Annotated in this window: 19 protein-coding genes; 10 read left to right on the top strand and 9 right to left on the bottom strand. The window is 67.6% G+C overall.

From position 1 onward, the window contains the following. Nucleotides 1-62: 62 nt before the first annotated feature. The 6 genes from K5L94_RS12995 to K5L94_RS12970 all read right to left on the bottom strand — a co-directional run bounded on the left by K5L94_RS12995 (nucleotide 63) and on the right by K5L94_RS12970 (nucleotide 8,157). A complete protein-coding gene (locus K5L94_RS12995; protein ID WP_274510622.1) occupies nucleotides 63-1,523 on the bottom strand; it encodes an esterase-like activity of phytase family protein in 1,461 nt (486 codons plus the stop codon). A 21-nt stretch (nucleotides 1,524-1,544) separates the two neighbouring features. Further along, nucleotides 1,545-3,863 (bottom strand): TonB-dependent receptor, encoded by a 2,319-nt coding sequence (locus K5L94_RS12990; protein WP_274510621.1) that lies wholly within the window; start codon nucleotides 3,861-3,863, stop codon nucleotides 1,545-1,547. Between the two features lie 363 nt (nucleotides 3,864-4,226). Beyond that, nucleotides 4,227-4,664, bottom strand: coding sequence for a DUF2894 domain-containing protein (locus K5L94_RS12985; RefSeq protein WP_238581801.1), 438 nt, complete (start codon nucleotides 4,662-4,664; stop codon nucleotides 4,227-4,229). Continuing rightward, the gene (locus K5L94_RS12980; RefSeq protein WP_006449800.1) at nucleotides 4,594-5,232 is read right to left on the bottom strand and encodes an OmpA family protein; all 639 of its coding nucleotides are present in this window, start codon (nucleotides 5,230-5,232) and stop codon (nucleotides 4,594-4,596) included. Before K5L94_RS12980 ends, K5L94_RS12985 begins: the two co-directional genes overlap by 71 nt. Continuing rightward, a complete protein-coding gene (locus K5L94_RS12975; RefSeq protein ID WP_274510620.1) occupies nucleotides 5,229-7,493 on the bottom strand; it encodes a DUF802 domain-containing protein in 2,265 nt (754 codons plus the stop codon). The genes K5L94_RS12980 and K5L94_RS12975 overlap by 4 nt, the downstream gene beginning before the upstream one ends. 10 nt (nucleotides 7,494-7,503) lie before the next feature. Further along, the gene (locus K5L94_RS12970; protein ID WP_164087360.1) at nucleotides 7,504-8,157 is read right to left on the bottom strand and encodes a DUF3348 family protein; all 654 of its coding nucleotides are present in this window, start codon (nucleotides 8,155-8,157) and stop codon (nucleotides 7,504-7,506) included. Nucleotides 8,158-8,301: 144 nt separating this feature from the next. Between K5L94_RS12970 and K5L94_RS12965 the strand changes: the two genes are divergently transcribed. Continuing rightward, nucleotides 8,302-9,225, top strand: coding sequence for a M14 family metallopeptidase (locus K5L94_RS12965; protein WP_053449952.1), 924 nt, complete (start codon nucleotides 8,302-8,304; stop codon nucleotides 9,223-9,225). Nucleotides 9,226-9,275: 50 nt separating this feature from the next. Here the strand turns inward: K5L94_RS12965 and K5L94_RS12960 are convergent, their stop codons facing one another. Together K5L94_RS12960 and K5L94_RS12955 are read right to left on the bottom strand one after the other, a co-directional pair. Then, a complete protein-coding gene (locus K5L94_RS12960) occupies nucleotides 9,276-9,668 on the bottom strand; it encodes a diacylglycerol kinase (protein WP_008265627.1) in 393 nt (130 codons plus the stop codon). Nucleotides 9,669-9,823: 155 nt separating this feature from the next. Further along, nucleotides 9,824-10,345, bottom strand: a complete 522-nt coding sequence (locus K5L94_RS12955; RefSeq protein WP_053449951.1) for a nuclear transport factor 2 family protein — start codon at nucleotides 10,343-10,345, stop codon at nucleotides 9,824-9,826. A gap of 227 nt (nucleotides 10,346-10,572) precedes the next feature. On the opposite strand from K5L94_RS12955, the gene K5L94_RS12950 reads away from it, so the two are divergent. Next, entirely contained in the window at nucleotides 10,573-10,902 is a 330-nt protein-coding gene (locus tag K5L94_RS12950) for a hypothetical protein (protein ID WP_008264732.1), read from the top strand. Here the strand turns inward: K5L94_RS12950 and K5L94_RS12945 are convergent. Then, on the bottom strand, nucleotides 10,896-11,300 hold the full coding sequence (locus K5L94_RS12945; RefSeq protein WP_053449950.1) for a hypothetical protein: 405 nt from the start codon (nucleotides 11,298-11,300) through the stop codon (nucleotides 10,896-10,898). The two genes, K5L94_RS12950 and K5L94_RS12945, sit on opposite strands and share 7 nt — an antisense overlap. A 194-nt stretch (nucleotides 11,301-11,494) precedes the next feature. Between K5L94_RS12945 and moaA the strand changes: the two genes are divergently transcribed. From moaA to K5L94_RS12905, 8 genes are all read left to right on the top strand, one after another. Continuing rightward, nucleotides 11,495-12,475, top strand: a complete 981-nt coding sequence (moaA, locus tag K5L94_RS12940; protein ID WP_053449949.1) for a GTP 3',8-cyclase MoaA — start codon at nucleotides 11,495-11,497, stop codon at nucleotides 12,473-12,475. Between the two features lie 8 nt (nucleotides 12,476-12,483). Next, nucleotides 12,484-13,479 (top strand): bifunctional molybdenum cofactor biosynthesis protein MoaC/MoaB, encoded by a 996-nt coding sequence (gene moaCB, locus K5L94_RS12935; protein WP_274510619.1) that lies wholly within the window; start codon nucleotides 12,484-12,486, stop codon nucleotides 13,477-13,479. Continuing rightward, complete coding sequence (locus tag K5L94_RS12930; protein WP_274510618.1) at nucleotides 13,479-14,729, top strand: molybdopterin molybdotransferase MoeA; 1,251 nt, start codon at nucleotides 13,479-13,481, stop codon at nucleotides 14,727-14,729. Before moaCB ends, K5L94_RS12930 begins: the two co-directional genes overlap by 1 nt. Nucleotides 14,730-14,731: 2 nt before the next feature. Continuing rightward, on the top strand, nucleotides 14,732-14,992 hold the full coding sequence (locus K5L94_RS12925; RefSeq protein WP_053449947.1) for a MoaD/ThiS family protein: 261 nt from the start codon (nucleotides 14,732-14,734) through the stop codon (nucleotides 14,990-14,992). Nucleotides 14,993-14,995: 3 nt separating this feature from the next. Beyond that, nucleotides 14,996-15,496, top strand: a complete 501-nt coding sequence (locus tag K5L94_RS12920; RefSeq protein WP_274510617.1) for a molybdenum cofactor biosynthesis protein MoaE — start codon at nucleotides 14,996-14,998, stop codon at nucleotides 15,494-15,496. Then, the gene (mobA, locus tag K5L94_RS12915; RefSeq protein ID WP_053449945.1) at nucleotides 15,468-16,028 is read left to right on the top strand and encodes a molybdenum cofactor guanylyltransferase; all 561 of its coding nucleotides are present in this window, start codon (nucleotides 15,468-15,470) and stop codon (nucleotides 16,026-16,028) included. The genes K5L94_RS12920 and mobA overlap by 29 nt, the downstream gene beginning before the upstream one ends. After that, the gene (locus K5L94_RS12910; RefSeq protein ID WP_274510616.1) at nucleotides 16,025-16,390 is read left to right on the top strand and encodes a DUF7009 family protein; all 366 of its coding nucleotides are present in this window, start codon (nucleotides 16,025-16,027) and stop codon (nucleotides 16,388-16,390) included. Before mobA ends, K5L94_RS12910 begins: the two co-directional genes overlap by 4 nt. Nucleotides 16,391-16,535: 145 nt before the next feature. Further along, entirely contained in the window at nucleotides 16,536-17,954 is a 1,419-nt protein-coding gene (locus K5L94_RS12905) for a NarK family nitrate/nitrite MFS transporter (protein WP_053449943.1), read from the top strand. Nucleotides 17,955-17,976: the final 22 nt, after the last annotated feature.

Raw genomic sequence — 17,976 nt, 5'->3', positions numbered from 1 at the left:
TGGCTCGACTCTACAGGGCGTATCGCGCCGATCCGACAACGCCAGCCATGCCAAGCGGTGTCTCAAGGCAGCGTCAGGCGGTACACCAGCACGCGGTTGTCGTTGTCGTACGGGCTGTCACAAGCCTCGCCCTGCATGCGGCAGTGGCGGGCGATGAAGTCGTTGTCGTTGCCGATCAACAGCAGCACGTCGTTCGGGTGTCGCGGGTCCAGGGCCGGCACTACGTCCATGGCTTCCCACTTCTCCGACAGCAGGCCAGCATGCGGGCCGCGCTTGGTGTCCAGGTCCAGCCCGGCACGCGCAAGCTGCGGGCGGTCGAGCAGGTTCAGCAGCTCGTCGCTGCGTGCGGGCACGATGCCGGCCCTCAACGTGGTGTCCGCCGCGTCGGCCAGTACCGAGGTCGTGCCGGTTTCGTAGGTGCTGCCGGCCAGGTTGCTGGCAGCAGACACATCCACCAGCAGCACAGACTTGTAGACGATGGGGTCGTTACCGTCCTTGCCGAGGCCGTTGCCATCACGGGCCAGCAGCAGGAAGCGGTTGGCATCCAGTGCGCGCAGTTCGCTCTGCGCGGCGGTACGGTCCAGCTTGCCCTTGCCGTCGTGCGCGTACGCGGGCAATGCCATCACGTAATGGCCGATCGGCTGCTGTGGCGTCGGTGAGGTCGTCACGTCATAGACCAGCACGCGGGTGTTGATGCGTCCGGCCGCATTGCCCTGCGCGCTGTCCTGCAGCGTCGCGCTCTGCAGTGCCACGAACAGGCGGCTGCCATCGGGTGACAGGCCCATGCCTTCCACGCCCTGGTTGTTGCGCCGACCGGTCTGTGGCGGCACCAATGAACCGAAGGCCGGCTTGCCCTCGCGCTGCGGCCTGAGCGCGGGCGGCGCCACGATCACACCCTGCAGCTGACCCTGCGCATCGAAGTAGTAGACGTTGGCGGTGTACTCGTCGCCGATGTAGAAATGGCCATCGGAGGTGAACTGCAGCGACTCTGCATCCAGCGAGACCTTGCCCGCGCCTGCGCCGCTGGCCGGCGAGGGCAGCACCACCTCGCGCTGCGTGATCGTGTGGTCGCCCGGGTCGGCACCGGTGAAGGGTTGCCCGTTGAAGTCCTTCAGCACCACGCCCTTGTCGGGCACCATTCTCAGCGTGCCCAGCGCACCGGGCTTGCCCGGGGTGGTGTCGATGCGCAGATGCATGCGCTCCACGCGGCCGGCGTAGTCGTAGAACAGGCCGGCCTCGGGATCGTTGCGGCCACGGTCGGGCAGGGTCCACAGCACGCCCTGGTAGCCGTTGGCGGTGCGCTTCCAGGTGCCGGGCTGTACCGCCAGCGACGAGAACGAGCCCAGCGTGTCGCCGAGGAAGTCCACCGTGCCCGCCGGCAGCCGCCCGGCGGCGACTAGGCCTCTATCCACGTAGGTGCGGCCGCCCAGTTCAAGGGTGCGTGGCGGCGCACCACTGGCCTCGTGTGGGGCGGAGTATCCGCTGGCGGAGAGGGTGGCCAGCAGCAGGGCGGTCGCGAGCATCGGTGGACTCCGGGCGGTCGATCAGAAGCGAAGGTCGATCGTACCGAACACCTGGCGCGGTGCCGAGGCATGGAACACGTACAGCTTGCCGGCCGGGTCGCTGGGCGCGAACACGCTCGAATCCAGGTTGCTGGCGTAGCGCTTGTTGGTCAGGTTGGTCACGTTGAACGACAGGCGCATGCCCTTGGCGAAACCGACCTGGCCGAAGTCATAGCCACCGGCCAGGTCGAACACGGTGAAACCACCGAAGCCCTGGTCGTTGGTGTAGGTGTAGAAGCGCTCGCCGGTGTACTTGCCACGCAGGCTGGCGAACCAGCCATTGTCACGCCAGGTGATTTCGGTGGCCAGCAGCTGCTTCGGCGTGTCGGTCTGGATCTTGCCCTTGATCTGCTGCTCGACGCCGGCCTGCACGTAGTTGGAGGCATAGGTCGAGCGGTTCAGCGAGGCCGAGGTGTACCAGCTGAAATGCGCGTTCGGGGTCCACAGCACGGTCAGCTCGGCACCGCGGCTGTCGACGCCGCCGACGTTGTAGAAGCGATTGCCGCAGGTCGGGCCGACCGGCTGCCGCGAGTCACAGGGGTTGTACTGCAGCAGGCGGTTGTCGAAGCGCACGCTGTAGGCCGCGACCGAGGCCTGCAGGGTATCGGTGACGAAGCGGTAGCCGGCTTCCAGAGAGCGAGATTCCTCCGGCTTCAGGTTGCCCTGCGCATTCCAGGTCGCTTGGCTGACCGCTTGCGGACCGAGCTTGAAGCCGCCCTGGAACATGGCGATGTTCTCGGCATAGCTGGCGAAGACTTCATGGTGTTCGGCCAGGCGGAAGTTGGCGCCGATGCTGGGCAGGAAATTCTTGCTGGCCTTGAGCGAACCGGTGGCGAACTGGTTGTTCGAGCTCGGCGAGATCGGCGTCTTTGCGTCGCCCGGCAGCGCCTGCGCATCGGAGGTCGCGTGTGGGCTCTTGGCGCCGAACTCCAGGGTCAGGCGGTCATCGAGCAGGCGCCAGGTGTCCTTCAGGAAGAACTGATGGGTCTTCCAGCGGGTACGCTGGGCGAACACGCCGACATCGGAGGGCAGGGTGTTCATACCGCTCAGGTCACGCGGGCCGTCCACGGCGGTCTGGTAGCGCTCGGCGCTGCTGGTGTTGCGCTCGTACCAGACGCCGCCTTCGATGCGGTGCGCGCCCAGCTCCCAGTCGAAGGACAGCGTGCCGCCGTCGCGGTCGATGGTGTAGATGGTATTGCGGAAGATGATCGGAATCTCCTGCGCGGTGCCCTTGTTCGACCACGCACCGCTGTTCCAGTTGTGGCCTTCGCCGCGGTCATCATGGTGGTAGGCCAGCGCGCGCAGGCTGAAGCCATCGGCCAGGAAGAAGTCACCGGCCAGGTAGTACAGGTTGTCGTCACGCAGGATCTGCCCGGCGGTGAAGGCACCGTCGGCGTCCTTGTCCGGGCCGCTGCTGTCGCACTTCTTCGCGTTGAAGCTGGCGGTGTTGCAGTAGGCCTTGGCCACCGCCTTGTTCCAGTCCGGTGCGTAGCCGCCCCAGTCCCAGCCGAGACCGCGCGACATCTCGTCCTTGGACAGGTAGAAGTAGTCGGCCTGGGTGGTGCGCGAGGTATCGACGAAACCGGTGATCTGGCCGCGGCCGAAGTTCCACACGCCCTTGGCATTGAACTGCTTGGTAGTGGATTTATTGTAGGCGGTCTGGTCGTTCCACAGATCGGAGACGGCGTTCATGCCGGACACGTAGCCGGAGAAACCGTTGTACTCGCCGCTGTCCACGCGCACGAAGGTGCGGCGGTTGGCATCGCTGCCGAAGGTCTGCACCACGCGGCCGCCGAGTTCCTGGGCCGGGCGGTCGGAGGTATAGGAAATCGTGCCGCCGAGGTTGCTGGTGGACGGCGTACCGAGGCTGCCGATACCCACCGCCAGTTCCGCACCGGCCATGTTCTCGCTGATCAGCGCACGGTTGATGGTCAGGCCGTTGTAGTTGTTGTACGCGCCATCGCCCAGCGGCACGCCGTCGAGCGTGTAACCGAGACGGGTGGAGTTGAAGCCGCGCAGGCTCAGCGTCATCGACTGCTCGTTGGTGCCCAGCGCATCGGCCGACTGCGCGTTGACGCCCGGCAGCAGGTTCAGGGTCTTCTGCAGGCTGGTGCCCGGCGGCAGGATGTCGAGGTTCTCGCGGGTGATGCGCTGCACCTGGCGGGCTTCACCGCTGCCGATCACAGAGACCGCATCGAGGGTGGTGGCGGAGGGCGTGCTGGAGGTCGGGGCAGCATCCTGCGCCCAGGCCGCGGGAGCGAGCGCGATCGACAGCGCAGCGGCCAACAAAGTCTTCGTCATGTTGCGGACACTCAGGCAGGCACGAGCCACCGCGTCGGTGCGGAGCTCATGGAGTTGAAAAGGGGAGACAACCGATGCGACCGGCGGGCGCTGCAGGCGCCGTGGGTCAACGTGAAAATGGTGCGCTAGACAGATGACTGTCTGGTGACACCGCTACACGCGTGGCATGCCGACGCATGCATGGGTAGATGCCAACCTTGGTTGGCATGCGCAGCGGCGAACAGACGCTGCGCTATCCGGTTGGTGGAGCGCCAACCAAGGTTGGCCTTTACCAGACGCGCCGATCCGGAGCATCGTATCTAGGCGCGCGGATCAGGAGTGTCGTATCCAGCGGCGCCGAACGAGGTCGGCGTCAATGCGCGATCAGCCAGCGTTGCGCGGCTTGCGCGTGCGCTTCGGCTTCGCGGTATCTGCACCGCTGGTAGAACCGTCCTGCAGTGCCTGCAGCCACGACAGGGTGTCCACGTAGTCGATGAAGTGGCGCAGGTAACCGGGGCTGGTCGCCTGCATCGTGTCCAGCATGCGCTGCACCAGTACCGCCGAGTTCAGCGGGCCGCCGTCGGCCGGGGCCTCGGTGCGCAATGAGCGACGCACCTGCAGTTCGCTGCGCAGTTCCGACCACTCGCGCTGCACCTGCTGCAGCATCGGCACCTGCGGGTAATGCGGCAGCGAGCGCGATCCCGCATCGAGGTCGCGCACCAGCGCACGCAGGCTATCCAGTGCGGGTGGCTTACTTGGCATCCGGGGCCTTGGGCTTGGGAATCGGCGCGATTTCCACGCGCCGGTTGCGCGCGCGTCCATCTTCGCTCGCGTTGGAACTGACCGGCTGCTCGCTGCCGAATGCGGCGGCAAACACGGCATCGGCGGGCACCCCGTCGGCGATCAGAGTGCGGGTCACGGTCAGCGAACGTTGCGCGGACAGCTCCCAGTTGTCGGCGAAACGGCGGTTGCCTTCGCGCACGGGCGCGTCGTCGGTGAAGCCGCTGACCATCAGGATTTCTTCGCGGCTGCCCAGATAGGCGGCCAGCGGCGCAGCGAGGCTGCGCAGCAGCTCCTGGCCTTCTGGCTGCAACTGGTCCGAGTTCAGTGCGAACAGCACGCTGCCACTGATGCCGATGCGGCCATCGACCAGGGTTACACGGCCGGCCGCCAACGGACCGGCCAGCGCCTGTTCCAGCGTCTGCAGGCGCTTGGCTTCGGCCTGGCGCTGCTTCACTTCCTGGTCCAGCCGCTGCGACAGCTCCAGCTGCACCGCGACCACCCCGACAAGGATCAGCACGAACGCCCCCAGCAGCACCGACATCAGGTCGCCGAAGGCGGCCCAGATCGGGGCGTGTGAACCGCCGTCGACCTCCAGCTCGTCGCTCATGCGCTGCCGGCCTTGCCGCGGCGCGCGGCCAGCTGCTGCAGTTCTTCCATCACCTGCTTCTGCGACAGCAGGCTGAGATCGACCACCTCGCGTGCCTGCGCCACGTAGTAGGCCAGCTGCTCGTCGCTGCGGGCCAGCGAGGCATCCAGCGCGCCGCCAATCTGCTCCAAGCGGCCGGACAGTTCGGTGGAAGCGCTGCCGAACTGTGCGACCGCCTCGCCGAACGTGCCGGCCAACTGGCCAACGTCACTGGCGCTGCCGCTGAGGGCTGCTGCAATGCCAGCCAGCTTGCCGGTCTCCGCGGCGATATGGTCGGTGAAGCGGTTGCCGACGCGTTCCAGCAGCTCGGCCGAGCCGCCCACCAGTGCGTCCACCGCGGTGCGCTGTTCGTGCGAGGCGTGGTTGATCGCATCCAGCAGGGTCTGCACGGTGGCCAGCAGGCGGCCGCGCTCTTCCAGCATCGCGTTGTCGCGCACCAGGCTCTCGGAGAGCGTGCTGCGCAACTCGTTGATGACGTCGGCGGCGGCCTTCGGCGCGGCGGCGGCGGTCTGCAGCAGGGTGGAGACTTCCGCCAGCGTGGCGCTGGCCTGGGCGCGGCCGTTCTCGCCGATCTGCTGCGCCGTCTCGGCCAGCGTGTCGCAGACCTGCTGCTGCTGCGCGGCCAGGCGTTCGCCGTTGGCCTGCAGGCGCTGGGCCAGATCGGTGGAGACGTGCTGCAGGGCATCGCTCCAGCGCTGTAGGCGCTGTTCGTCACCGGCCTGCAATTGCGCCTGCAGGGTGGCGTGCGCCTGCTGCAGTTCGGCACTGATCGCGTCCCAACGCGCCTGGCGCTGCTGCTCGCGGCTGTCCAGGCTGGCCTGCAGTTCAGTGTGTGCGGCAGCGGCGGCGGCCTGCGCGGCCTGCCACTGCTGCGAACGCTGGTTTTCGTGCTCCTGCAGCAAGGACTGGCTGGCAGCATGGCGCTGGTCCAGTGCTTGCAGCAGTGCCTCGGCACGCGCGTCCAGATGCTCGCTGGCGGCCAGCAGTGCCTGCTGCTGGCGTTCGACCAGCGCGGTATTCAGTGCCTGCTGCTGTTCGGCGGCGGCGCGCCAGGCGTCTGCATTGTCGCGAGAATCGGCCTGCAGGCGCTCGCCGATGCGTGTCACCAGCGCTTCGGCGTGCGTGCCCTGGCCATCGCTGAAGGCCTGCAGGTGCTGGCGAAGATCGCTCACCAGCGCCTGTTGTGCCTGGGTCTGCTCGCTCACCACCTTGGCCCAGCTGGCTTCGGTGGCAACGCGGCTGCGCTCGAAACCGTCGCTGAGACCGGCCAGCTGCTGCTGCACCGCCTGCTCGACACGGGCATGCAGGGCCTGGCCATGCTGGGCCAGCCCGGCCAGGGTGGTCTCGGCCATCGGCTGCAGTGCGCCACCGATGGCGGCCGCGCTGGCTTCGGCACCTTCGCGCAGCGACTGTTGCAGCGACACGGCCAGGCGCTCCTGCAGGGCCTGGCTCTGGGTAAGGAACTCGGCCTGGCCGGCCAGCAGGCGTTCATTGGCGGCGGTGCTGTGCTGTTCAAAGGTCTGGGTCATCGCCTGCAGGCGGTCGACCAGTGCCGGCAACGCAGCGGACTGCGCCTGCAGCAGGCGCAGCGATTCGGCGCGCTGCCAGGCTTGCGAGTACGGGTGCAGGTCGCCGGCAATCGCACGGTCCAGCTGCTGCACGGCCTGCAGGCGGTCACGACGCAGCAGGGCAGCCAGCAGGCCCAGCATCGCCGAGCTGGCAACACCGGCGATCGAGGTGCCGAACGCCACCGCAAGGCCCTGCACCGGCGAGGCCAGCGAGCCGCGGATGGCAGCCATGTCGGTCGCGCTCTGCAGGGCCAGGCCGGTGCCGCGCAGGGTATCCATCATGCCCAGCAGGGTGCCGAGCATGCCCAGCAGCACCAGCAGGCCGACCAGGTAGGGAGTCAGCACCGGCGCGGGCAGGGCGGTGCGCTCGCCTTCCACGCGCAGGCGCACGGCGTTGCGCAGGCCCACCGGCACACGCTCCAGCCAGGGGGCCAGGCTTTCCTTCGCGCTGGACAGGTCGCTCAGCGCAGTGCGCAGGCCGTTGCTGGCCTGGCGGTAGCGGTACAGCTCCACGCCACCGGCGATGTAGCAGGCGGCGATGATCGCGGCCACCGCTGCCCCCAACGGATGCACCGAAACGTAGCCAATGCCGATCCAGCACACGGCCAGCAGGCCGACAAGGAAAACAACGACATGGAAAGCAGTTCTGGACATGGTGTTCCGGTCAGTGGGAGCGCAGGGCGTCTTGCAGCCCTTCGATCGGGTGGAAGCGCAGCTGCAGCTCGGCGAGCAGCAGGGTGCGCATGTCATGGCGGAAGGCCGCGCGCCAGCCCGGCTGGCCGTGCACGCGTTCAAAACGGGCGCCGAGCACCGCCGGCGCAGTGGCCAGCAGGCTGTGCTCGCGCGGGGTGAGGGTCTGTTCCATCACCGCATCGACCTCTGCCAGCCGTGCCAGCTCGGGCGAAACCTGTACCAGCTGGTCGCGCAGGCGGCCGCGCAGGCGCCCGGTGGCGGTCTGGATGGCCTGCTGCAGCACCCGATAGCGCTGGCGCAGCGAGGCGAAGTTGGGGGTGGCGACGGCTTCGGCCAGGTCGAGCAGGCGCTCGGCCTCGGCATCCTCGCGGATCGAGGCCAGCAGACTGGCATGGGCCTGGGCGCAGTCGGCCAGCACATCCTCGACTGCTTCGGCGGCCTCACCCGGCTCGGGCAGGCGCCCGCCGAGCGCCCCGGACAGGGCCACGGCACGGCTCCAGTCCACCCACTGGCCGAGGCGATCGGTCAGGGCGGGACTGCTGGCCGGCATCGCGCCGTCGCTGAGACGGGCGAGCAGGCGGAGGAAGTCCGGTCCACCCAGGACCGGCTGCGCTGCGTTCGCCATCAAGGGGTGAGGGGCCAAAAACCGCTGATTTTACAACCAGATGACCCCGGCTGGATGAAGGCGGGGCAGGGGGAGGGGACCCGCAGGCGCGACAAGGCTTAGAATGACCGGCTGCACCCACCCGTTCGACCCTGGAGTTCCCCAATGACTGTTGCGCAGTTCTATCCGATCGGCACCCCCGGACAGCCCTGGGGCGACGCCGAACGCGCACAGTGGCGGGCCCGCCAGCAGCGCCAGCGCAGCTACCACGACGACGTGGTGGCCGCCCTTGAGCGGCTGGATGACAGCGTCTTCGATGTGATCCAGTACGGCCAGCTGGACTACGCCCCGGACCACTATCCGCTGTTCGCGGTGGTCAACCACGACTGGAACCCGGCACTGCCGACCGCGCTGATCACCGGCGGCGTGCATGGCTACGAGACCAGCGGCGTGCATGGCGCCCTGCAGTTCCTGGAGCAGCAGGCCGAGCGTTACCTGGGCCGGCTGAACCTGATCGTGGCGCCGTGCGTCAGCCCGTGGGGCTACGAGCGCATCCAGCGCTGGAACCCGGATGCCATCGACCCGAACCGCAGCTTCCGTGACGGCGGCCAGATCGAGGAAGCCGCCGCACTGATGCGCTGGGTGGCCGAGCGCAAGCCGAACCTTTTGGTGCACCTGGACCTGCACGAGACCACCGACAGCGACCTGCAGGAGTTCGATCCGGCCCGTTGCGCCCGCGACGGCAAGCCGTTCGAGCGCGACACCATTCCGGACGGCTTCTACGTGATCGGCAACAGCGAAGATCCGCAGGCCGAATTCCAGAAGGCGCTGATCGCCGCGGTTGCGCCGGTCACCCACATCGCCCCGGCCGATGCCGAGGGCAATCTGGTCGGCCTGCCGTTGCAGTCGCCGGGCGTGGTCTGGGGTGAATCGCGTTCGATCGGCGCTTGCGCCGGCTTCACCGACGCGCGCTTTGCCACCACCACCGAGGTCTACCCGGACAGCCCGCGCACCAACCCGCAGGAATGCAACGACGCGCAGGTGGCGGCGGTGTGTGCGGGCCTGGATTTTGCCCTGGCCACGCAGTAAGACATCCGCCCAGGGGCGCGCCGGGTCATGCCCGGCGGGTCAGGCGTGACCTAGCCCAGCAGGATCACGCCCCACACCGTGCCGACCATCAGCAGCGCGGTGGTCTGGGCGGCGCTGCCCATGTCCTTGGCGTTCTTGGACAGCGGGTGGTGGTCAAGCGAGATGCGGTCGACCACTGCTTCGATGGCCGAGTTGAGCAGCTCCACCAGCAGGCTGATGAAGCAGACGGCCAGCACCACGGCCCGTTCGATCGTGCTGATGTCCAGCACGAACGCCGCGACCATCAGAAGTGCGTGCAGCAGCAACAGCTGCCGGAAGGCCGCTTCGCCCCGGAAGGTGGCGATGAAGCCGTCGCGTGAATGGATCAGCGTGTGGAAGATGCGGCGAAGGCCGGTCTTGCCATGCGGGTACTTGCCGCTGTCCCTGGGGTGAGGTGGCTGCATGCCGGTCCTGCCATGAATTGACCTCGCGACAGGATGTGCAGACGGGCGTCGGGAAAGCGTCGGACCCTCGTTAGCATTGCGCTCAACCGGCGTAGTACTGCGAAGGGCCGAGTCACCTAGCTACGCAGGAATAGCCGTGCGCGGCCGCCGGCGATTCACTCCGCCGGGCTGCGTGAATCGCGGATCGAATAGACCACCGAGAAGATCTTCCAGCCCTGTTCGGTGCGGATCAGCTGCCACATCTCCTTGCCCCAGTTGGTCTTCACCCCATCGTCGTGGAAGCTGTAGTCAAACGACACCGAAGCCACGTCGCCATCGGTCTCGATCTTCGTGTTGGAGAATTTTTCCTCCCTCGGCTTCGGCGACGCCACGACTCCATCGATCAGCGCGATGAAATTATTGGCGGGAATCTTCCGCGCCTTGATCGCATCGGGCTTGGCCTTGCGGATGTCCTGCAGGCGCACATCCTCTGAAACGTACTGCCAGCCGATGTCTTCCGCCTTGTCCGAGAAGAACAGGCCCATGTAGGTCGGCTTGTCCTTGTTGATCAGCGAGGTGCGGAACGATTCGACGACCTGTTCGATGGCCTTGATGTCGGCGGCTGCATTCTGCGCGGCGTGGGCTGGCAGGCAGGCGGAGAAGCAGAGGGCGAAGACGGCCGTTCTGGCGGTTGACACGCGAAGTTCCTTCCTGGGTGATAGAGATGAGCGCGGGTGTTGATCGGCGTATCCGGTTTCGAAAGTACGCTGCCTTTGCGACGCTAGCACGAGGGGCGGCGTTGCGCAGGGCAGTGCTCTCCGGCGCCGCTGGGCCATGCCTGCCGCCTCCCTTCCGCCCCCATCTTGACGTTCCCATTCACCAGGCGCAGGCTGCCCGAGCACGTTTCCTAACCAGAAGGAGACTTATGACCGCCACCGCTTCCCTGCACCCGGCGCCCGACACCCCGGGCCGTTCCCGCCTCTGGAGCGTGTTCTGGCTGCAGGGCGTCATTCCCAGCAACATTCTGTGGGCCGTGGCGCTCTGGGCCCTGGCCAACGGGCGCACGCCGCTGCTGCTGGGGGTGTTTGCCGCCCTGCTGCTCTACACCGGCTGGATCATCCCTGCGGTCTGGCGGGCGGCGCCCAGCGCACACAATCCCAACCTGGGCGTGGCCGCACGCGGGTTGACCGTGGCCTGGGGCCTGAACACCGTGCTGGTGATCTTCTTCCTGACGCTGCAGTTGGTGGGTCAATAGAACTGAACAGGCTCGCCGCCCCGGTCGAAGGCGGCGAAGCGGCCGATCTGACCGTCATGGATGGCATTGACCATCAGTTTCAGCGGGCGCGCGGCCTCATCACTGTTGGGGGCGAACCCGGCGCGGCCGTCCAGCGCGGCCACGAACACCAGGTCCCAGTCGATGCCGGTGGTGGTCGATTCAGCCGCCAGCGCCTGGAAGCTGGGCACTTCGGCGGGCAGCTTGTCCACGCACAGCACCGGCGACAGGGTGCCGCCCTCGCGGCGGTCATGCCGGTCGCGCTGGTCGTCGGTGGGCGATTCGGGCAGCTCGGCGCGCACGAATACGAACAGCAAGCGTTGCGGTTCAGCCTGCTGGCCTGCGGCGTGCAGCAGCTGCTGGAAATCGTTCATCATCATGAGGGTTGTCACACGCCCGCTGCACGGAAAGCCGCATGCTGCCACAACGCCTGCCGTGTGGGGCCGAAGACGATTGATTTAAGTCATGCCCATGGAACTGATGGCCGCGTACTCTGGCAATCGTTCCAGCAGACGAGGGTTTCCGGGCCGTTCCGGGCACAGGCAAGACGGTGGAGCAACAAGGTGGACCAGCCATGAGCCAACTCACCGACGGTTTCGGACGCAGCTTTCCGTACCTGCGCCTGTCGTTGACCGAAGCCTGCAACTTCCGTTGCAGTTACTGCCTGCCCGATGGCTACCAGGCCGATGGCCGCCCGCGCTTCCTGCAGGTGGATGAAATCGCGCGGCTGGTGCGCGCGTTCGCCGCGCTGGGCATGAGCAAGATCCGCCTGACCGGCGGCGAACCCAGCCTGCGCAAGGACCTGGACGAGATCATCGCCACCGTGGCGGCGGTGCCGGGCATCCGCAAGGTGGCCATCACCACCAACGGCACGCTGCTGCCGCGGCGCCTGCCCGGCTGGCACCGGGCGGGGCTGACCGCGCTGAACGTAAGCATGGACAGCCTGCAGCGCGAGCGCTTCAAGGCCATTACCGGGCACGATCGCCTGCCGGAGATCGAGCAGGGCCTGGCCCTGGCGCAGGCACTGGGCCTGCCGGCGATCAAGCTCAATGCGGTGCTGCTTCGCGGCCTGAACGACGACGAGCTGCCGCAGTGGATGGACTACCTGCGCGACCGTCCCTTCAGCGTGCGCTTCATCGAACTGATGCGCACCGGCGACAACGAAGCCTATTTCCAGCGCCACCACCTGCGTGCCGACGTGGTGATCGAGCAGCTGCTGGCCGCTGGCTGGCACGAGCGCCCGCGGGCCGCCGATGCCGGTCCGGCGCGCGAGTTCGGGCACCCCGACCATCGCGGCAGCATCGGCATCATCGCCCCGTATTCGCGTGACTTCTGCAAGGGCTGCAACCGCCTGCGGGTGACCGCCAAGGGCGACCTGCGGCTGTGCCTGTTCGGCGAGTTCGGCGTGCCGCTGCGGCCGCTGCTGCAGAGCGACGATGACCATGACGCGCTGCTGGCGCGCATCACCACCCAGCTTGGCCTGAAAGCGGCCGGGCATGGCCTGCACCAGGGCCAGACCGGGCTCACCCCGCACCTGGCCTCGATCGGAGGATGAGCAACACGATGAGTGGGGAATTGAATGCGGCCTTCCATATGGCCGATGTCCGCGACAAGCGCATCACCCGCCGCCGTGCGGTGGCGGTGGGCGAGCTGCATGCCGGCCCGGTAGCGTATCCGCTGATTGTCGAGCGCCGCCTGCCCAAGGGCGATGCGCTGGTGATGGCCGAGATTGCCGGCCTGCAGGGCGCCAAGATGGCCTCGATGCTGATGCCGCTGTGCCACCCGTTGCCGCTGGAGCTGGTGCAGGTGTTCTGCGCGCCGGTACCGGAACGGCAGGCGATCCGCGTGTGGTGCGAGTGCGCCAGCGAGGCGCGCACCGGCGTGGAGATGGAGGCACTGGCCGGCGTCAATGCGGCGCTGCTGACCCTGTACGACCTGAGCAAGCCGGTGGAACCGGCGCTGCGCATAGAAGGCATCCGCCTGCTGTTCAAGGAAGGCGGCAAGCGCGGTGTGTGGCTGCATCCCGATGGCATGGACGAGGCCGAGCGCGCGCGCTTCAAGCCGCGTGCACCGAAGGGTCTGGAGGGCGCGGCCTGCGCGGTGATCACGCTGAGCGACCGCGCCAGCGAGGGCACCTATGAAGATATCTCTGGCCCGACCCTGGTGACCGGTGTGAAAAAGCTGGGCGGTGAGGTTGTGGCCGCCGAGGTGCTGCCCGATGGCATCGAGCCGCTGGCCGGGCGCCTGCAGGCATTGGCCGCCGACGGCGTGCGCCTGTGCCTGTGTACCGGCGGTACCGGGCTGGGCCCACGTGACCTGACCCCGGAGGCGCTGCGCTCCTTGAATGCGCGGCCGGTGCACGGCCTGGCACAGATGGTGCGGGCGCTGAGCGCGCAGCACACACCGATGGCGTGGCTGAGCCGTGCCGAAGTAGTGCAGCTGGGCGCCATGCTGGTGTTCGCGCTGCCGGGCAGCCCGAAGGCGGCGGCACAGTGCCTGGACATCCTGGCGCCGGTGCTGGGCCACGCGCTGGCGATGGTCGACGGTGGTGGCCACTGATGATTGCCTATAGCGAAGCCCTGCAGCACCTGCTGGACGCAGCCACGCCGTTGCCGGCTGAGCGCCTGCCACTGCATGAGGCCGGCGGCCGCACTCTGGCCAGTGACGTCATCAGTGAGCAGTCGCTGCCGCCGTTCGACAATTCTGCGATGGACGGTTTCGCGCTGCGCGCCAACGGCGCGACGTTCGACGCCGGTCGCGAATTCGCCGTGCAGGGCTGGCAGGCCGCAGGCGATGCCGGTGCCGAGGGCGGCGAGGGCGCCTGGGAAATCATGACCGGTGCACGCATGCCGTCCGGACTGGACACCGTGGTGCCGGTCGAGAACGTGGACATCCTCGCCAGCGAGGACGGCCGCCCGACCCGCATTGCCCTCAAGGCGCCGGCCAAGCCGGGCCAGCACGTGCGCCTGCGCGGGCAGGACGTGAGCGACGGCGAGCGCGTGCTGCAGGCCGGGCAGGTGCTGGATATCAACGCCCGCACCCTGCTGCACGCCATCGGCGTGGGTGAGGTGGCGGTGATGGCACGACCGAAGGCCGCTGTGATCGCCACCGGCAAGGAGCTGGTGACCGAGGCCGCGCAGGCGCTGGAATCGGGCCAGATCCGTGACAGCAACCGGCCGTATCTGGTGGGCCGCCTGCAGGCGGCCGGCGCCGAGGTGGTCTGGCAGGGCACGGTGGGCGACGACGTGGCCGCGTTCAACGCGGTGCTGGATCAAGCGCTGGCTGCGGGTGCACAGCTGCTGATCAGTACCGGCGCGGTGTCGGCCGGCCGCTACGATTTCGTTCCCGATGCGCTGCGTGGCCGCGGTGCGCGCATCGTGTTCCACAAGGTGGCGATCCGCCCGGGCAAGCCGCTGCTGTTCGCGGTGCTGCCCAATGGTGCCCTGTATTTCGGCCTGCCGGGCAACCCGGTCTCGGCCGCCGTCGGCCAGCGCTTCTTCGTGGAGCCGGTGCTGCGCCGCCTGCTGGGGCTGGCGCCGGAAACCGTGTTGCAGCTGCCGCTGCAGGCCGACGTACGCAAGCCGCCGGGCCTGCGCTTCCACGCGCGTGCGCGGGTGGAAGTGGACGCGCAGGGGCGCCTGAGTGCGCGCGTGCTGTCCGGGCAGGAGTCGTTCCGTTTGATGTCCATGCTGCAGGCCAACGCCTGGGTGGTGCTGGAGGCCGAGGGAGACCTGGCCAATGCAGGCACCTACGTGCGCGTGCAGGGCTGGGGTCACCACGAACCGGTGCAGCTGGTGAGTCAGGAGTGATGATGAAACAGGTGAATCTGCAGTTGTTCGGTGCCTTTTCCGATCTGGATGCCAGCCGCGAGATCGCGGTGAACGTGGCCGGTGGCACCGTGGCCGACCTGCGCCAGGCGCTGCGCGAGCTGCTGCCGGTGCGCTGGCCGGGCTTCCGCGCCGGCCTGCTGGACTACTCGGCATTCGCCGACCAGCAACGCGTGCTGCGCGACCACGAGGCGCTGCCCGACGATGGCCGGGTGGCGATCCTGCCGCCGGTAAGCGGGGGCTGAGCCATGAGCGAGAAGATCATCGCGAAGGTGGTGGACCGCGCGCAGGCGGCGATCAATCCGGCTGAAGGCATCGCCGCGGTGTCCGATCCGGGTTTCGGCGGCATCGATGTGTTCATCGGCAAGGTGCGTGACGTCAATATCGGCCGGCCGGTGACCGGCATCACCTATGACCTGTTCGAGCCGCTGGTGCTGAACGAGTTCAAGCGCCTGGCCGCGGACGTGGAGGCTGCGTTCGGGCCGAAACTGAAACTGTACGTGGCGCACGCCAAGGGGCGCCTGGGTATCGGCGATGTGGCGGTGGTGGTGGCTGCCGGCAGCCCGCACCGTGACGAAGCGTTCCGTGCCTGCCGGCAGCTGATCGAAGCGGTCAAGCACCAGTGCCCGATCTGGAAGCAGGAGCATTACGAGGACGGCGACAGCGAGTGGAGCGAAGGGTGCAGCCTCTGCCATGCGGACAGCGAGCCCGCACACGCCCATGACCACGCGCACGACCACCAGCATTGACGGCATCGTGCTGGCCGGCGGGCTGTCCAGCCGCATGGGTCGCGACAAGGCGTTGCTGCCGTGGCAGGGGCGCACGCTGCTGGAGCACATGCGCGGCCTGTTGTTGCAGGCTGGCGCCAAGCGGGTCTGGGTAAGCGGCGACTATCCGGCTTTCGGCGGCATCCCCGACCAGGTGGCGCGCTGTGGCCCCCTGGGCGGGCTCTACAGCGTGGCCACGCACATGCCCGATGGCCCGGCCTGGGTGGTGCCGGTGGATACGCCGCTGCTGCCCCCGCGTTTGTTACAGCAATTACGTGACGGCCATCGCAGTCCGTGCACGATCTTTACGGGCCACCCCCTGCCCATGTTGCTGAATATGGACGATGCTTGCCGGGCCGCGCTGGCATCGATGCTGGATGACCCCGACGGCCCGCGCTCGCTGCAGGCGCTGCAGCGCGGCCTGGGCGTGAACACCGTCGCCCTGGCCCCGGTTGACGAGGCCGGACTGGTCAACTGCAATACCCCCGAACAATGGGAGGATGTTGCGTCATGAAAGTGCAGTTGCAGGACCAGTCGGTACGGCTTCGCCTGGACGAGGCCGAGCTTGCGCGCCTGCTGGCCGGTGAATCGGTCGAGAACATGACCCGCTTTGGCGGCATCGAAGGCTGGGGCATGGCGGTCTCGCTGCATGCTGGCGAGCAGCCTGTGATGCTGGACGGCGGCACCTTCTGCCGCCTGGTGCTGCCGCGCGATGCGGTAGAGGCACTGGCAGCACGCCTGCCGTGCCGGGATGGCCTGCCGTTCGACATCGCCCTGGACGAGGGCGGCCAGCTTCAGCTGCAGTTCGATGTGGATGTACGCGACAGCGTGCGCCAGCGCGGGGTAACCCGCCGCAGCACCGCTTCATCGGTTTGACATTTGTCAGGGGCAGGGTGGAAACCCGTTCCTGATTGATCCAGATCAACCCCGTCGTCCGTGCTGCACGGCCTAATGGCTGCATGACGACGGGTCACAACTTGAAACGCAGTACCCACGTCATTCCACAGCCTTGGAGCCATGTATGACCGTCGGTAGCGATCCTGTTGTCCGCAGCACCTCCCGTCCGGGTCGCGTCATCAGCGACTGGACGCCGGAAGACCCCGGCTACTGGGAGCGCACCGGCAAGCGGGTCGCCACCCGCAACCTGGTCATCTCGATTCCCTCGCTGCTGCTGGCCTTTTCGGTCTGGGTGCTGTTCTCGGCGGTGTCGATCAGCCTGCCGAAGATCGGCTTCAATTTCAGCACTGACCAGCTGTTCTGGCTGGTGGCACTGCCCAGCCTGTCCGGCGCGACCCTGCGCATCTTCTATTCGTTCGTGATTCCGATCTTCGGTGGCCGCCGCTGGACGGCGCTGTCCACCGCCTCGCTGCTGGCGCCGACGATCTGGCTGGGCTTTGCGGTGCAGGACCCGGCCACGCCGTACTGGGTGTTCGTGGTCATCGCCATCCTGTGCGGATTTGGCGGTGCGAACTTCTCGTCGTCGATGTCCAACATCTCCTTCTTCTACCCCAAGCAGAAGCAGGGCCTGGCGCTGGGCCTGAATGCCGGCCTGGGCAATGTGGGTGTGTCGGTGGCGCAGGCGGTGATTCCGCTGGTGATCACCGTGGGCGTGTTCGGTGCGCTGGGTGGTGCGCCGCAGCCCACGGTGGAGGGCGGGGCGTCGCTGTTCGTGCAGAACGCAGGTTTCATCTGGGTGCCGGCGATCGCGATCTGTGCGGTTGCGGCCTGGTTCGGAATGAACGACCTGACCAGTGCGCGCTCGTCGTTCTCCGAGCAGGCGGTGATCTTCCGCCGCAAGCACAACTGGCTGATGTGCTGGCTGTACATCGGCACCTTCGGTTCCTACATCGGCTTCTCGGCCGGCTTCCCGATGCTGGTGAAGAGCCAGTTCCCGGACGTGAATCCGCTGGCCTACGCCTTCATCGGCCCGCTGCTGGGCGCGTTGATGCGCTCGGTGGGCGGCAGCCTGGCCGACCGCTGGGGCGGCGCGCGCCTGACCTTCTGGGTGTTCGCGCTGATGATCGCTGCCGTGTTCGGGGTGCTGCACTTCCTGCCCAGCCACGGCCAGGGCGGCAACTTCCATGGCTTCCTGCTCAGCTTCATGGCGCTGTTCGTGCTCAGTGGCATCGGCAACGGCACCACCTTCCGCATGATCCCGGTGATCTTCCGCACCCTGCACGAGCGCTGGTCGGCCAACGACACCGCCGAAGGCAAGGCGGCGGCCGCGCACCAGGCCAGCATCGAGTCGGCCGCGGTGGTCGGCTTCTCCGGTGCGATCGGCGCCTATGGCGGCTTCTTCATCCCCAAGAGCTACGGCTCGTCCATCACCTTGACCGGCAGCCCCGACATGGCGCTGTACGGATTCGTTGTTTTCTACATCACCTGCCTGGCCGTGACCTGGTGGTGGTACTACCGGCGCGGTGCCGAGACACCCTGCTGACAACTTGAAAACGCACCGCAGC

Origin of the sequence: Stenotrophomonas forensis, assembly GCF_028752115.1 — a bacterium.
GTDB lineage: Bacteria > Pseudomonadota > Gammaproteobacteria > Xanthomonadales > Xanthomonadaceae > Stenotrophomonas > Stenotrophomonas forensis.
Note: the sequence above shows the minus strand (reverse complement) of the source record. Positions and strands in the feature narration are given on the sequence as shown.

Excerpts from the sequence above, each read along its gene's own strand:
- K5L94_RS12995 (WP_274510622.1), bottom strand. The coding sequence starts at position 1,523 with ATGCTCGCGACCGCCCTGCTGCTGGCCACCCTCTCCGCCAGCGGATAC.
- K5L94_RS12990 (WP_274510621.1), bottom strand. The coding sequence starts at position 3,863 with ATGACGAAGACTTTGTTGGCCGCTGCGCTGTCGATCGCGCTCGCTCCC.
- K5L94_RS12985 (WP_238581801.1), bottom strand. The coding sequence starts at position 4,664 with ATGGACGCGCGCGCAACCGGCGCGTGGAAATCGCGCCGATTCCCAAGC.
- K5L94_RS12980 (WP_006449800.1), bottom strand. The coding sequence starts at position 5,232 with ATGAGCGACGAGCTGGAGGTCGACGGCGGTTCACACGCCCCGATCTGG.
- K5L94_RS12975 (WP_274510620.1), bottom strand. The coding sequence starts at position 7,493 with ATGTCCAGAACTGCTTTCCATGTCGTTGTTTTCCTTGTCGGCCTGCTG.
- K5L94_RS12970 (WP_164087360.1), bottom strand. The coding sequence starts at position 8,157 with ATGGCGAACGCAGCGCAGCCGGTCCTGGGTGGACCGGACTTCCTCCGC.
- K5L94_RS12965 (WP_053449952.1), top strand. The coding sequence starts at position 8,302 with ATGACTGTTGCGCAGTTCTATCCGATCGGCACCCCCGGACAGCCCTGG.
- K5L94_RS12960 (WP_008265627.1), bottom strand. The coding sequence starts at position 9,668 with ATGCAGCCACCTCACCCCAGGGACAGCGGCAAGTACCCGCATGGCAAG.
- K5L94_RS12950 (WP_008264732.1), top strand. The coding sequence starts at position 10,573 with ATGACCGCCACCGCTTCCCTGCACCCGGCGCCCGACACCCCGGGCCGT.
- K5L94_RS12945 (WP_053449950.1), bottom strand. The coding sequence starts at position 11,300 with ATGATGATGAACGATTTCCAGCAGCTGCTGCACGCCGCAGGCCAGCAG.
- moaA (WP_053449949.1), top strand. The coding sequence starts at position 11,495 with ATGAGCCAACTCACCGACGGTTTCGGACGCAGCTTTCCGTACCTGCGC.
- moaCB (WP_274510619.1), top strand. The coding sequence starts at position 12,484 with ATGAGTGGGGAATTGAATGCGGCCTTCCATATGGCCGATGTCCGCGAC.
- K5L94_RS12930 (WP_274510618.1), top strand. The coding sequence starts at position 13,479 with ATGATTGCCTATAGCGAAGCCCTGCAGCACCTGCTGGACGCAGCCACG.
- K5L94_RS12925 (WP_053449947.1), top strand. The coding sequence starts at position 14,732 with ATGAAACAGGTGAATCTGCAGTTGTTCGGTGCCTTTTCCGATCTGGAT.
- K5L94_RS12920 (WP_274510617.1), top strand. The coding sequence starts at position 14,996 with ATGAGCGAGAAGATCATCGCGAAGGTGGTGGACCGCGCGCAGGCGGCG.
- mobA (WP_053449945.1), top strand. The coding sequence starts at position 15,468 with ATGACCACGCGCACGACCACCAGCATTGACGGCATCGTGCTGGCCGGC.
- K5L94_RS12910 (WP_274510616.1), top strand. The coding sequence starts at position 16,025 with ATGAAAGTGCAGTTGCAGGACCAGTCGGTACGGCTTCGCCTGGACGAG.
- K5L94_RS12905 (WP_053449943.1), top strand. The coding sequence starts at position 16,536 with ATGACCGTCGGTAGCGATCCTGTTGTCCGCAGCACCTCCCGTCCGGGT.